Consider the following 14026-nt stretch of genomic DNA (forward strand, 5'->3'; position numbering starts at 1 on the left):
GTCACAGCACGGCAACTTGTCAAATAAAAATACAAAAAATAGGGCCAGGCTTCAGGAAATCAAAATCTCATCCCTGTTTTTATTGGGATATTTCTGAAATCGCGGCTTGTACAGCCTCAACTTGTAATGTCATATGATTGACAGCAGAACAGACAACTGCGACGATCCCGGCAGGAGGATGTCGATGGGCGATATGTTTCAGAATGCGACGCCATTGGCGCGCGGCAGCACGCTTGGCGATCAGGCCACGACCGCCCTGCGCGGCCAGATCCTGAACGGCGACTGGCCGGTCGGAACGATGCTGCCTGCCGAAACCGCGCTGTCGCAGACGCTGACGGTCAGCCGGTCCGTCATTCGCGAAGCCGTGTCGCGCCTGAAGGCCGAGGGGCTGCTGGAAAGCCATCAGGGACGCGGGGTTTTCGTGGCCAGCAACCGCCCGAAATCGGGCTTTGCCATCGACAGCCGCGATGTCGACAGCCGCCGCAAGCTGGCCCAGATCCTTGAACTGCGGCTGGGCATCGAGATCGAGGCAGCCGCCATCGCCGCACAGCGCCGCAGCCAGGCGGATCTGGACAGCATCAATCGCGCGGTCGAGGAATTCGCCGCCGTGCAACGGTTCGATCCGGGCCGCGTGCGCGACGGGGTCGATGCCGACATGGCCTTTCACCGTGCGATCTGTGTGGCGACACAGAACGAATATTACCTTGGCCTTTTCAACTATCTTGGTGCCAGCCTGCATGAAGTGATCGAGGCCGGACGCCTGCGATCCGCGCAGCGCGGCGGCGACAGCCGCGAGGCCGCCGCCGAACACCACACCATTGCCGCTGCGATCAAGGCTCAGGACGGCATGGCGGCCCGCAAACTGATGCGCCGCCACCTTGCACTGTCGCGCGACCGCCTTCTGGGGCATCTTTGGGGCGCGGAGGACGGCGAATGAGCCTGCCAAGCCCCCTGATCGACGCGCTGCGCGCCCCGGAAACCCTGCGTATCGCCGTCAGCGGCGGGGTCGACAGCCTGTGCCTGTCCGCCGCCGCCGCGCGGGCACGCGAGGGCCGCGACCTGCAACTGTGCCACGCCACATCGCCCGCAGTGCCCCCTGCCGCGACGGCCCGCACCCGCAGATTTGCCGAAACGCACGGCCTGCCGCTGCGGGTGATCGACGCGGGCGAGTTTCGGGACGAACGCTATCGCAGCAACCCGGTCAATCGCTGCTATTTCTGCAAGTCGAACCTTTATGGCAGCCTGACCGCCCTGCCCGGTGGCGCAACGCTGGCCGCCGGAACCAATCTGGACGATCTGGGCGATTACCGTCCCGGCCATCGGGCAGCCGACGAACATCGCGTGATCCACCCTTTCGTGACGGCACGGATGGACAAGGCGGCCGTCCGCGCCCTTGCCCGCGAACTGGGGCTGGGGCAGATCGCCGATCTTCCCGCCGCGCCCTGCCTTGCCAGCCGGATCCAGACCGGCCTGCGGGTCGAGCCGTCGGAACTGGCGATGATCGACGCCATCGAAACCGCGCTGCGCGACGATCTGGGGGCCGTGACCCTGCGCTGCCGCCGCCTGCCGGATGCCTTGGCGATCGAACTGGATGCCGCCTTGCTGGACGGCCTGTCACCGCTGCGCCTGATGCAGTTGACGACGCTGGCCCGCGACTTGGCCCGGCCGCATGGCGGCGCGGGGCTGGGCATCACCATTCGCGCCTATAGACAGGGAAGCGCCTTCATCCATGCCTGACACCCACCCCTCGGTCATGTTCGACCGAACCCGCAAGGATCGCATCGGCATTGAAGAAGCCGTGCTTGCCCAGCCGAAATCGGTCGGGCAGATCGCGGCCATCATCGCCGATGCCATGGCCGAGGATCGCCGCCTGCTGTTAACGCGATTGCAACCCGATCAGCATCAGGCGCTGCCCGCCGCGCAACGGGCCGCGCTGGACTATTGCGCGATGTCGTACACGGCGATGCTGGGCGCGCGGCCCAGCCCGCGCGACATGCCACGCATCGCGGTCGTCAGCGCAGGCACCTCGGATTCCGGTCCCGCGACCGAGGCGCAACGGGTGCTGGCCTATTCCGGCATCAGCGCCACCATGATCGCCGATGTCGGCGTGGCCGGGCTGTGGCGGCTGCTGTCGCATCAGGACAGCCTGCAACGCATGCAGGTGGTGATCGTCTGCGCCGGCATGGATGCGGCCCTGCCAAGCGTGGTCGCCGGGCTAGTGCCGGGGATGGTGATCGCGGTGCCCACATCGGTCGGCTATGGCGTGGCGGCGGGCGGTCGCGCCGCGCTGGATGCCGCGCTGGCCAGCTGCGCACCGGGCGTTCTGGTCACCAATATCGACAATGGCTATGGCGCGGCCTGTGCCGCGCTGCGATTTGCCAATGCGGCGGGCGGCTTTACATGACGCCGGAGGGTCTGGATAATCCGGTGACCGCGCCGCTTGGGCGCATGGCAACGATCGGTGGACCGGGAATGGAGAATGGCGGGCTGACCATACGCAAGCGCAAGACGCTGGCAGATCAGCTTTACGGCCAGATCCTTGAACAGATCGTATCGGGCAGCCTGCAACAGGGGGAAAAACTGCCTTCGGAAAACCAGATCTGCCAAGCCTTCGAAGTGTCGCGCCCCGTGGTCCGCGAAGCCCTGCGCAAGTTGCAGGAAGATGGCCTTGTCGAGGCGCGGCGGGGCGTCGGCTCGTTCGTGCGCAAAAGGCCACCGCAGGGACTGATCGAATATGCCACCGCCGACAGCGTGTCGGGACTGATGCGGGCGATGGAGGCGCGCATGGCCGTCGAGGGACAGGCCGCGCGCCTTGCCGCACAACGCGCCGGACCACGCGATCTGGCGCGGATCGAAGCCGCGCTGACAACGCTGGAAGGCGCGATGCAACGCCGCGAGGTGGCCCGCGATGCCGATTTCGATTTCCACCTTGCCGTCGCCGAAGCCAGCGGAAACGAGGTTTTCGTCACCCTGCTGAATGCCATCCGCGATCAGGTCGAACGCGCGATCACCGTCGCGCAAAGCATCACCCGCGGCGGCACGCAGGCCCGCGTCGATCGCGTCGCGCTGGAACATCGGCAGATCTATGACGCCATCGTCGCCCGCGATGTCGAGGCCGCGGGCCTGTCGATGTCCTATCACCTGCTGCAATCGCGGCAGCGCGTGACCGATTACGCGCGCGACACCTAGGGTTCAGCCGAAATATTCCGGGAAGGCCGCGCGTTTTTCGGCCAACCGATCCACCGTGCGGGTCAGGTGGCTGCGCATTGCCTGCGCGGCGGCATCCGGTTCGCCCGCCTCGATCGCGGACAGGATCGCGCCATGACCCTGAATGACCGCGTCCATACGCAGGTTGCCATCCTCGTCCGGCATCTCTGCCTCGGGAAGATAGACGCGGCGCAGGCGGTCCAGATGGCCCGAATGGCCACGCATCAGCCGCGCACTGGGCAAATGATCCGCCGCCGCGAACAGCGCCTGATGAAACAGCGCGTCCAGTTCCTGAAAGGTGGCGATGCTGTCAGCGTCGCCCGCCAGCCCGGACTGCAATTTGTGGATCGCGCGCAGACGCTCCAGATCGGCAGGCGCGATGCGGTGGGCCAGCTGCCGCACAACCTCGGTTTCCAGCGCAAGCCGCAGAAACTGCGCCTCGCGAATGGCGGCGACATCGATGGGCGCGACCAGAGTGCGCGATTGCGGATAGATCAGGACCAACCCCTCTTCCGCCAATTGCTGCAAGGCATCGCGCAGGGGGGTCACGCTGACGCCAAAGGCCTTGGCCAGTTCGGCCCGCGACAGCGGCGTTCCGGGCGGCAGCTCCAGACGCACGATCTGACCGCGCAACGCTTCGTAGACGCCCCGGCCGGCCTGCCCGCCCTCGAACAGGACCTGGGTCGTCGGCGGCAGGCCGAAACCCTGCGCCAGACGCAGCGTGTCGTCCGGCGTGGCAGATGTCTTGTCAAAACTGTGGGCCATTGCGAGCGCCTGTGGTTATTGCTAATATTAATATATCAGATGTGTTCGGCATGTCGATTGCCCATCAGGCGCAGCCGATCCGTCAGGGAGGATACATCATGTCAGATCAGGCCGCCACGCGCGACCGACCGCTGATCCTGCGGCTGAATCAAGGCGACAACACCATCGTCGCCCTTCGGGACATACCGGCCGGAACGCCGATCCCCGGCACCGGGATCACCACCCGTCAGGACATTCCGCGGGGTCACAAGATCGCGCTGCGGCCTATCCCCGAAGGTTCGCCCATCCTGAAATTCGACGTGGTGATCGGCTATGCCGGAACCGATCTGCAACCCGGCGACTGGCTGCACAGCCACAACATCCGCTTCGACGCGGTCGAGAAGGACTATGCCTTCGCGCGCGACTATCGCCCGACCCGCATCCTGCCGCCGGACAGGCGGGCCGTGTTCCAGGGCATCCGCCGCGCGAACGGGCGCGTGGGGACGCGCAACTATATCGGGCTGTTCGTGACGGTGAACTGCTCGGCCACGGTGGCCCGCAAGATCGCCAATCACTTCGACGAGGAACGCTTGCAGGACTGGCCCCATGTCGATGGCGTCATCCCCTTCATCCACGAATCCGGCTGCGGGATGGAGATGACAGGAGAGCCGATGGACCTGCTGCGCCGCACGCTGGCGGGCTATGTCCGCCATCCGAACATGGCGGGCGCGGTGGTCGTCTCGCTCGGTTGCGAACGGAACGACCTGATGCAGTTCTTCCGCGACCACAGCCTGGCCGAGGGCAAGATGCTGCGCAGCATCACCATGCAGCATGTCGGCGGCACCGCCCGCGCCATCGCCGAGGGCAAAAAGGCCGTGCGCCAGATGCTGGACCAGGCGAACGAGGTCCGGCGCGAGCCCTGTTCGGCGGAACATATCACCATCGGCATGCAATGCGGCGGCTCGGACGGGCTGTCGGGGCTGACGGCCAACCCGGCCCTGGGGGCTGCCGCCGACATCCTGATCCGCAATGGCGGCACCGCGATCCTGTCGGAAACCCCCGAGATCTTCGGCGTCGAACAGCTTCTGACCCGCCGCGCCCGATCCGAGGAAGTGGGCCGCAAGCTGGTCGACCGGATGGACTGGTGGCTGGATCACACCCGTGGCCGCGACACGCAGATCAACGGCAATGTCAGCCCCGGCAACAATGCGGGCGGGCTGGCCAACGTGCTGGAAAAGTCGCTTGGCGGGGCGAAGAAGGGCGGCACGACCGGTCTGATGCAGGTCTATCGCTATGCCGAACCTGTGGACGAGAAGGGCCTTGTCTTCATGGATACGCCGGGCTTCGATCCGGTATCGGCCACGGGTCAGATTGCGGGGGGCGCGAACCTGATCTGCTTTACCACCGGTCGGGGGTCGTGCTTCGGCAGCTACCCCTCGCCGACGATCAAGCTGGCCTCGAACAGCGCGATGTTCGCACGGATGGAGGAGGACATGGACGTCAATTGCGGCCGCATCGCCGACGGCACCAGCACCGTCGAGGAGATGGGAGAGGAGATCTTCCGCACCATCCTGGACATCGCATCGGGCCGACAAAGCAAATCCGAGGCACTTGGCGTGGGCGAGGATGAATTCGCCCCCTGGCCCATCGGCGTGACGGGATGAGGCCCATGACCCAGCTTGCGAAACCGAACTATGTCCGGCTGGTCGAGGATACGCCCCTGCCCCGCATCGCGCTGTGCCGCCAGCGGTTCCAGGGCACGCGGATCGACGATCCGGCCCGCGCGATCCACGACGCGCTGGCCGCCGCCGATTGCGCGTCGAAGATCCGCCCCGGCATGTCCATCGCCATCACCGCGGGCAGCCGCGGCATCGCGGCCTTTCCCGAGCTGGTCGCGGCCATCGTCGCGGAAATCCGTGCGCGGGGGGCCGACCCCTTTGTCGTGCCCGCGATGGGCAGCCATGGCGGCGCCACCGCCGAGGGTCAGACCGCCGTCCTGGCCAAGCTGGGCGTCACCGAGGACGTCATCGGCTGCCCCATCCGATCCAGCATGGACACGGTCGAGATCGGTCGACTGGAGAACGGCATGTCCGTCCGCATGGACCGCCACGCGCAGGATGCCGACGGCATCGTCCTGTTCAACCGCATCAAGCCCCACACCTCGTTCCGCGCGCCGAACGAAAGCGGGCTGGCCAAGATGCTGTCCATAGGTCTGGGCAAGCAGTCGGGGGCCGAGGCATGCCATTCGCGCGGCATCGACCAGGTGCCGATCTATGTCGATCTGATGGCGCGGATGAAGCTAGAACGCTGCAAGGTGCTGTTCGGCATCGGCACGATCGAGAACGCCTATGACCAGCTGTCCGAAATCGCGGTCCTCGACAGCGAGGGCCTGCTGGAGGCCGAACAGCCCTGGCTGCAAAAGGCGATGGCGAACATGCCACGCCTGCCGATAGGGCCAGCCGATGCGCCCTCGGCTGCGGGCAATCTGGACGTGCTGGTCGTCGATCAGATCGGCAAGGAGTTTTCGGGCACCGGCATGGACCCGAACATCACGCATCGCTTCTCGTCGGCCAGGATGATGGCGCATGCCACGCTGCATGTCTCGCGCCTTGCCGCGCTGGAACTGTCGCCGCGCAGCAACGGCAACGGCAACGGTGCGGCCCGCGCAGACGTGGTCACCGCACGACTGGAACAGGCCTTCGACCGAGAGGCCGTTTATGCCAATGCGCTGACCTCGACCGTGCTGCTGCAGGCCAAGATGCCGATGGTCATGCCCGACGATCGCAGCGCCATCCAGGCCGCGATCAAGACCTGCGGCGCCGAGGATATCGCCAAGGCCCGCCTGCTGCGCATCCCCAACACGCTGCAGCTGGAATACCTCTATGCGTCCGAGGCCATGCTGCCGGAACTGCAGGACAGGCCGGGGATCGAGGTGATCGGCCCGCCCGAGCCGATGCGCTTCGACGGCGTGCGGCTGGCGAACCCGTGGCCCGGGGCGCATCCATGAGACGGCATCTGCACCTGGACCCGCTTGGCGGGATCGCGGGCGACATGTTCGTCGCGGCGATGCTGGACGCCTTTCCCGAACTGACGGATCGCGTGCTGGCCGATGTGGCGGCCGTGCTGCCAAACGACGCGGGGACCGCGCGGCTGGAACGCGGCATGTCGCGGGGCATGTCGGTCCTGCGCTTCGGCCTGCATGGCGGGCACGCGCATGACCACCATCACCATGACCACGCCACGACCTATGCCGCGCTGCGCGACCGCATCGGCGCCGCGCCGCTGTCCGAAGGCACCGCGCACCACGCCTGCGCCATCCTGCACCTTATCGCCTTGGCCGAGGCTGCGGCCCATGACCTGCCGCTGGAGAAGGTGCATTTCCACGAACTGGCCGACTGGGATTCGCTGATGGATGTCGTAGCGGCGGGCAGCATCGTCGTGGCCTTGGCCGATGCCACATGGTCCTGCGCGCCCCTGCCGCTTGGCGGGGGCACGATCCGCACGGCGCATGGCATCCTGCCGGTGCCCGCCCCGGCCACCGCGCGAATCCTGCAAGGATACGACTGGATCGATGACGGGATCGGCGGCGAACGCGTGACGCCCACGGGCGCGGCCATCCTGGCGCATGTGACCGGCGGACGCCCCGCCCCCACCCATCCCGGCGGGCGCATGGGGGCGACCGGCATGGGCGCGGGCACGCGCGACCTGCCCGACCGCCCGAACGTGCTGCGCGTCACGACCTTCGACATCGCGCATGGGGCCGACCGCGACCGGGTTGTCCAGCTTGCTTGCGACCTGGACGACATGACCGGAGAAGAAATCGGCGCCGCGACCGACCGGCTGCGCGACATGCCGGGGGTGCTGGACCTGATCCTGCTGAATGCGCAGGGCAAGAAATCGCGCCCCGTCACGCGGATGGAACTGCTTTGCGACCCCGCGCATGAAGCGATCATCGCAGAGGCGCTTTTTGACCAGACCAGCACCCTTGGCCTGCGTCGCAACCTGATCGACCGGCTGATCCTGCCGCGCGGCAACACGATCACGAAGGCCGGAAACCGTGCGAAATGGGCCGATCGCCCCGCCGGCCGCAGCCTGAAAATCGAGGATGAAGATCTGCGCGCCTGTCCGAATTTGGCGACCCGCCGCAGAATGCGCGAAGATTAAATATCATATTTTCGCTTTATATCAAAATCTTGATCTTGATATGTGATCTGGTTTCCGAACAGCGCCAGGACAGTTTTCCCGCGCCGGGACAAACTTGTTGCATATGAAACGAACTGTGTTATGTCTTTCTGGAAGCCCGACTTTAGGCGGTGGCACGCACCGACCGCCTCGGGGATCTGAAAGACAGGAGGCCTGAAATGGCGATGGCAGACATGCCGCTGCGCAGCTGGGTAGCTGGCGCGAACGATCCCGCTTGCGATTTTCCGATCCAGAACCTGCCCTTTGGCGTTTTCTCGACCGCGGATCGCGGACCGCGCTGCGGCGTGGCCATCGGGCAGATGATCGTCGATCTGGCCGCCTGCGAGGCACAGGGGATGCTGGACGCCGCCGGCACCTTCGACCGCCCGCGACTGAACGATTTCATCGCCCTTGGCCGCCCGGTCTGGGACCGCATCCGCGAACAGCTGACCGCGCTGCTGGCCGAGGGCGCCGATCAGACCGTGCCGCTTGTCGCCATGTCCGACGCGACACTGCACCTGCCGATCCGAGTGACCGAGTTCACCGATTTCTACGCCTCGAAGAACCATGCCTTCAATGTCGGCGTGCTGTTTCGCGGCCCTGAAAATGCGCTGCCGCCGCAATGGACGCATATGCCCATCGGCTATAACGGCCGCGCCTCGTCGGTCGTCGTCTCGGGCACCGACATTCATCGCCCGATGGGTCAGGTCAAAGGCGAGGATGGCCCCGTCTGGTCGCCCTGCAAGCGGCTGGACCTGGAACTGGAACTGGGCGCGATCGTCGGGGCCGACAGCCAGATGGGTTCGCGGATCAGCGTCGATCAGGCCGAACAGATGATCTTTGGCTATGTGCTGCTGAACGACTGGTCGGCGCGTGACATTCAGGCTTGGGAATATCAACCGCTGGGGCCGTTTCAGGCCAAGGCGCTTGGCACCACGATCAGCCCCTGGATCGTGACGCAGGCCGCGCTGGAGCCGTTTCGCTGCGATGGCGCCGAACGGGTGAACCCGCTGTTGCCCTATCTGCAGGAAAGCCGGCCGGGATTTTACGACATGACCGTCGGCTGGACGATGAACGGCCAGCGGATGAGCCAGACGAACTATAACGTCATGTATTATTCCAGCGCCCAGCAACTTGCCCATCACGCGGTGTCAGGCTGCCCGATGCGCGTCGGCGACCTGCTGGGCAGCGGGACGATTTCCGGCCCGGAACGTGACCAGACCGGCGCGCTGCTGGAAATGACCGAAGGCGGCAAAAGCCCCGTCACCGTCAATGGCGAGGACCGGACCTTCATTCAGGACGGCGACGAGATCGGCCTGTTCGCCCATGCACAGGGCGACGGCTATCGCGTGGGCTTTGGCCCCTGCACCGGCAAGATCCTTCCCGCCGTGGAATGACCATGTCGCACCCGGTCATCCTGCATGATTACTGGCGGTCCTCGGCGGGCTATCGGCTGCGGATCGCGCTGCGCCTGAAGGGGATCGTGCATCGCCGCCTGTCGGTCGATCTGGTGGCGGGCGATCACCGCAGCCCCGATCACGTCGCGCTAAACCCGCAGGGCCTTGTCCCGGTTCTGGAAATCGACGGACAGGTGTTGACGCAATCGCTGGCGGTTCTGGATTATCTGGAAGAAACCCGGCCGCAGCCTGCGCTGCTGCCTGTCGATCCGGCGGCGCGGGCGCATGTCCGCGCCATTGCCCAGGCCATCGCCTGCGAGATCCACCCCGTCTCGAACCTGAAGATCCTGCAGCGGGTCGAGGCGCTGGCCGGGTCGGACGCCCGCGCCGCGTGGAACCGCGACAACATCGCCAATGGCCTGACCGCGATCGAGGCGATGCTGGATCACCCCACCCATACCGGCAGCTTTTGTCACGGCGACACCCCCTCGCTGGCCGATTGCGTGCTGATCCCGCAGCTTTACAACGCAACGCGCTGGGGCGTCGGCTTCGACCACCTGCCCCGCATCGCGCAGGTCGCCGCGACCTGCGCCGCCCATCCCGACTTTACCGCAGCCCATCCCGACAATTTCGACCCCTCGCGGGAGGCGAGGGCGACAGAGGAGGAAACCCCATGACCATCACGAAACCGGCGCTTGCCGCCCTGCTGCTATCCGTCACCCCGGCCATGGCCGAGGAACTGATCATGTCCTCGTGGCTGCCGCCCAAGCACCCGATCGTGGTCAATGCGTTCGAACCCTGGGCCGAAGAGGTCGAAAAGGTCACCGATGGCCGCGTGACCGTGCGCATCATGGGCAAGCCCCTTGGCAGCCCGCCCGCGCATTTCGACATGGCCCGCGACGGCGTGGCCGATGTGACCTATGGCCTGCATTCCTTCACCGAGGATGACCGCTTCAACCGCGCACGGCTGGGCCAGTTCAGCTTTCTGGGCGATGACGCCATCGCCAACTCTCAGGCCTATTGGTCGGTCTATGGCGATCAGTTGAACGCGGCCGAGGAACATGCAGGCACCCATCTGCTGGGCCTGTTCATGCATGGTCCCGGCCTGTTGCACAACAATGTCCGCAAGATCGAAACCCCCGCCGACATGCAGGGGCTGAAGATCCGGGTGCCCGGCGGCTATGTCGGTGATCTGGTCAGCGCATTGGGGGCGACGCCGCTGTTCATGTCCTCGCCCGAGGTTTACGAAAAGCTGTCGCGCGGCGTCATCGACGGGGTGGCCTTTACCTATGAGGCGATGACCGCCTTCAATCTGGTAGATGACATCAAATATTCGATGACGGTGCCCGGCGGCATCTACAACACCACCTGGTTCTTCGTGATCAACGAGGACAAGTGGAACAGCCTGTCCGAAGAGGACCGCGCCGCCATCGACGCCATTTCGGGTCAGGCCTTCGCCGAACGTGTGGGCCAGGCCTGGAACGATGCCGACACCGCCGCGCAGGCCGAGATCGGCGACAAGGTCGATTTCTATCAGGCCACCCCCGAGGTCGTCGCCGCGCTGAAGGAACAGGCCGCCAAGCTGGAACAGGCATGGTCCGAGGGGCTGGGCGATTATGACGGTGCCGCCGCACTGGCCGCCTTCCGCGAAATGACCGGCGTGTCGGCGGAATGACCGACCACTGCGACACCGATCCGGCCCCCGACATGGTCCCGGGCCGGACCCCACATCGCCGCGCGCCGTGGTATCGCGCGCTGGCGGGGGTGGCGGCGCTGTTGATCGTGGCGCTGATCGGCGTGACCTGCGTCGATGTGATCGGGCGCTATGCGCTGAACCGTCCCTTTGGCGGCGCGTATGAGCTGACGCAGATCCTGCTGGCGGCGCTGGTCTTTGTCGCGCTGCCCCTGACCACCGCCGATGGCGGCCATGTCGAGGTCGATCTGGCGCTGCACCTGCTGTCGCGCCGCGTGCAGCGCGTGTTGGGGCGACTGGCCGGGGCGGTGGCCTCGGTCGCGCTGGCCTTTTTTGCATGGCGGCTGGTGGTGATCGGGATGGACCAGCTGCATGACGGCACGCGCAGCGCGTCGCTGGCCATTCCGATGGCGCCCCTGGCCTTTCTGGCCGCTGTCAGCTGCGCCGTTTCCGCAATCCTGATCCTGCTGCGCAAGGAAGCCCCATGACCCTGTCCCTGATCGCCCTTGCCATCCTGCTCATGATGGTCTTTGCCCGCGTGCCCATTGCCTTTGCAATGGCGCTGGTGGGCGGGATCGGCTTTGCGCTGCTGCGCGGCTGGGGTCCGGCGGGCGCGATGGTGGGCAATGCGGTGTTTGAAACCGGGCTGAACTATTCGCTGTCCGTCGTGCCGCTGTTCATCTTCATGGGCAATGTCCTGGCCGGGTCGGGCATCGCGCAGGGCCTGTTTTCCGCCGCCGACCGGGTCTTTGGACGGATGCGCGGTGGGCTTGCCATGGCCACGGTCCTGTCCTGCGGCGGTTTTTCGGCCGTCTGCGGGTCCTCGCTGGCGACGGCGGCAACCATGTCCAAGGTCACCATGCCCTCGATGCGGCGCTTTGGTTACTCCGACAGCCTTGCCACCGGCGCCATCGCCGCGGGCGGCACGCTTGGCATCCTGATCCCGCCATCGGTCGTGCTGATCATCTTCGGCCTGCTGACCGAGGCCGATATCGGCAAGCTGTTCCTTGCGGGCATCATTCCCGGCATTCTGGGGATCATCGGCTATCTTCTGGCCGTCATGGTCGCCGTGCGCCTGCGCCCCGAACTGGCCCCGCAGGTCAAAGAGGTTCAGCCGATGTCACGGCGCGATGCGATCAGCGTCGTGGCCGTGCTGGCGCTGTTCGTCTTTATCATGGCCGGGATCTATGGCGGGTTCTTCACCCCGATCGAGGCCGCCGGGATGGGTGCCGCCGCCGCGCTGCTGATCGCGGCGCTGACCGGGGGGCTGACCCGCGCGGGGCTGTGGACCGCCTTTCTGGACAGCGCGACCGCCTCGGCGATGATCTTCGCCATCATCATCGGGGCCGAGATCTTTGGCAATTTCGTCAGCTTCGCGGGCCTGCCCGACGGGCTGTCGGACCTGATCGAACAGATGGGCCTGTCGCCCTGGGCCGTGCTGCTGCTGATCGTCGCGATCTATATGGTGCTGGGCTGTTTTCTGGAAAGCCTGTCGATGATCCTGCTGACGGTGCCGGTGTTCTATCCGCTGGTCTCGGGTCTGGATTTCGGGCTGGGCGTGCTACAGGATCCCGACGCCGTGCTGATCTGGTTCGCGATCATCGTCGTCGTCGTGACGGAAATCAGCCTGATAACGCCGCCGATCGGGATGAATGTGTTCGTCCTGCGTTCGGTCCTGCCGGATGTGCCGCTGGCAACGATCTTTCGCGGGGTGCTGCCGTTCTGGATCGCGGATATCTTCCGTCTGGCGATCATCATCGCCCTGCCGATCCTGTCGCTGTATCTTGCGACCTGACCCAGCCGCCACAGGCCGTCATCCCGGCCCGTGGCCCGAATACCGGACCCAGATGTGAGCATCGAGACCTTCTTTCCCTATCGCCTTGCCATCGTGGCCGAAGCCTTTTCGCGGCAACTGGTGGCCGTTTATGGCCAGGAACACGGCCTGACGCGCGAGGAGTGGCGATTGCTGTTCCTGCTGGAAGGGGCCGGAGCGCTGGATTCGCTGCAATTGTCGCAGCGCACCTCGCTGGACAAGGTGCAGGTCAGCCGCGCGGCCAGCCGGTTGCAGGACAAGGGCCTGATCACACGAGAGATTCTGGGTTCCGACCGCCGCCTGCGCAACTATGCGATCACACCGGCGGGGCGCGATCTGTTCGGGCGGGCCTTTGCCGGCGTTCGGGCCCGCGCCGAGGGGATCCTGCAGGCGATGTCACAGGACGACCGCGCCGCGCTGATCCAGGGGGTCGAGGCACTTGGCCGCGCCATCGCCGACAGCGACGGATCGGCCCCACAGCCACCGAAAAAACCCTAGCCGTCAGACAGTTGCGCCAGGGCGCGGCGCAGGGCCGGACCGTCTTTGCCCAGTTCGGCCAACAACTCGTCCTGAAACTGGGTCGCGATGCGGCCCAGACGCAGCATCAGGTCACGCCCCTCATCGGTCAGCTCCAACACGATCAGCCGCCGATCCGTCCGGTGCCCGTCCTTGCGCAGCAATCCCGCCTGTTCCAGCCGGGTCGCGGCGCGGCTGACCATTGATTTGTCCAGATTGACCCGCGCGTGAATGTCGCGGACGCTGACCGCGCCCGAGTGATCCAGATGCGCCAGAACCCGCCATTCCGGGATCGTCAGCCCGGCCTCTTGCGCATAGCGCGCGGCAAAGCGGCGGCTGATCTGGGCCGCGGCCACCGACAGCCGATAGGGCAGAAACTCATCCAGCTGAAAACTCATCATGCCTCCTGACCGCCCCTAGACAGCAAGATTTCATTGCCCGCGCAACAGAAATCCGATGCCGCGATTGACTTTG

General features: G+C 65.8%; 15 protein-coding genes. 13 read left to right on the forward strand and 2 right to left on the reverse strand.

Annotated elements, in window-relative coordinates; genetic code table 11:
* Positions 1 to 184 precede the first annotated feature (184 nt).
* From BMX67_RS07575 to BMX67_RS07590, 4 genes are read left to right on the forward strand one after another with little or no spacing between them, the layout of a single operon-like run.
* Entirely contained in the window at positions 185 to 937 is a 753-nt protein-coding gene (locus BMX67_RS07575) for a FadR/GntR family transcriptional regulator (protein ID WP_175479844.1), read from the forward strand.
* Positions 934 to 1737, forward strand: a complete 804-nt coding sequence (gene larE / locus BMX67_RS07580) for an ATP-dependent sacrificial sulfur transferase LarE (protein ID WP_090733791.1) — start codon at positions 934 to 936, stop codon at positions 1735 to 1737. The genes BMX67_RS07575 and larE overlap by 4 nt, the downstream gene beginning before the upstream one ends.
* Positions 1730 to 2404: a nickel pincer cofactor biosynthesis protein LarB gene (gene larB / locus BMX67_RS07585; protein ID WP_175479845.1), complete on the forward strand. Its 675-nt coding sequence runs from the start codon at positions 1730 to 1732 to the stop codon at positions 2402 to 2404. The genes larE and larB overlap by 8 nt, the downstream gene beginning before the upstream one ends.
* Positions 2401 to 3189, forward strand: a complete 789-nt coding sequence (locus BMX67_RS07590; RefSeq protein WP_245739302.1) for a FadR/GntR family transcriptional regulator — start codon at positions 2401 to 2403, stop codon at positions 3187 to 3189. Before larB ends, BMX67_RS07590 begins: the two co-directional genes overlap by 4 nt.
* Positions 3190 to 3192: 3 nt before the next feature.
* Here BMX67_RS07590 and BMX67_RS07595 read toward each other — a convergent pair whose 3' ends face one another.
* Positions 3193 to 3972 carry a GntR family transcriptional regulator gene (locus BMX67_RS07595; RefSeq protein ID WP_090733793.1) on the reverse strand — a complete coding sequence of 260 codons (780 nt, stop codon included), beginning with the start codon at positions 3970 to 3972 and terminating at the stop codon, positions 3193 to 3195.
* Positions 3973 to 4022: 50 nt separating this feature from the next.
* On the opposite strand from BMX67_RS07595, the gene BMX67_RS07600 reads away from it, so the two are divergent.
* The 9 genes from BMX67_RS07600 (at position 4023) to BMX67_RS07640 (ending at position 13534) form a co-directional block, all read left to right on the forward strand.
* Complete coding sequence (locus BMX67_RS07600) at positions 4023 to 5615, forward strand: UxaA family hydrolase (RefSeq protein ID WP_245739304.1); 1593 nt, start codon at positions 4023 to 4025, stop codon at positions 5613 to 5615.
* 5 nt (positions 5616 to 5620) lie between these two features.
* Complete coding sequence (locus tag BMX67_RS07605; protein WP_090733794.1) at positions 5621 to 6958, forward strand: nickel pincer cofactor-dependent isomerase, group 22; 1338 nt, start codon at positions 5621 to 5623, stop codon at positions 6956 to 6958.
* A complete protein-coding gene (larC, locus tag BMX67_RS07610; protein ID WP_090733796.1) occupies positions 6955 to 8115 on the forward strand; it encodes a nickel pincer cofactor biosynthesis protein LarC in 1161 nt (386 codons plus the stop codon). The genes BMX67_RS07605 and larC overlap by 4 nt, the downstream gene beginning before the upstream one ends.
* 197 nt (positions 8116 to 8312) lie before the next feature.
* Entirely contained in the window at positions 8313 to 9530 is a 1218-nt protein-coding gene (fahA, locus tag BMX67_RS07615; protein WP_090733797.1) for a fumarylacetoacetase, read from the forward strand.
* Positions 9527 to 10207, forward strand: coding sequence for a maleylacetoacetate isomerase (gene maiA, locus BMX67_RS07620; RefSeq protein WP_425438970.1), 681 nt, complete (start codon positions 9527 to 9529; stop codon positions 10205 to 10207). The genes fahA and maiA overlap by 4 nt, the downstream gene beginning before the upstream one ends.
* On the forward strand, positions 10204 to 11205 hold the full coding sequence (locus BMX67_RS07625) for a TRAP transporter substrate-binding protein (RefSeq protein WP_090733799.1): 1002 nt from the start codon (positions 10204 to 10206) through the stop codon (positions 11203 to 11205). The genes maiA and BMX67_RS07625 overlap by 4 nt, the downstream gene beginning before the upstream one ends.
* Complete coding sequence (locus BMX67_RS07630) at positions 11202 to 11711, forward strand: TRAP transporter small permease (RefSeq protein WP_090733800.1); 510 nt, start codon at positions 11202 to 11204, stop codon at positions 11709 to 11711. The genes BMX67_RS07625 and BMX67_RS07630 overlap by 4 nt, the downstream gene beginning before the upstream one ends.
* Complete coding sequence (locus tag BMX67_RS07635; protein ID WP_090733801.1) at positions 11708 to 13018, forward strand: TRAP transporter large permease; 1311 nt, start codon at positions 11708 to 11710, stop codon at positions 13016 to 13018. Before BMX67_RS07630 ends, BMX67_RS07635 begins: the two co-directional genes overlap by 4 nt.
* A 54-nt stretch (positions 13019 to 13072) precedes the next feature.
* A complete protein-coding gene (locus tag BMX67_RS07640) occupies positions 13073 to 13534 on the forward strand; it encodes a MarR family winged helix-turn-helix transcriptional regulator (protein WP_090733803.1) in 462 nt (153 codons plus the stop codon).
* On the opposite strand, the gene BMX67_RS07645 is transcribed toward BMX67_RS07640, so the two are convergent.
* Positions 13531 to 13950 (reverse strand): MarR family winged helix-turn-helix transcriptional regulator, encoded by a 420-nt coding sequence (locus BMX67_RS07645; protein ID WP_090733805.1) that lies wholly within the window; start codon positions 13948 to 13950, stop codon positions 13531 to 13533. The genes BMX67_RS07640 and BMX67_RS07645 overlap by 4 nt on opposite strands.
* Between the last annotated feature and the right edge of the window lie 76 nt (positions 13951 to 14026).

The sequence above is a fragment of the Paracoccus homiensis genome (genome assembly GCF_900111675.1).
Classification (GTDB): Bacteria; Pseudomonadota; Alphaproteobacteria; order Rhodobacterales; family Rhodobacteraceae; genus Paracoccus; species Paracoccus homiensis.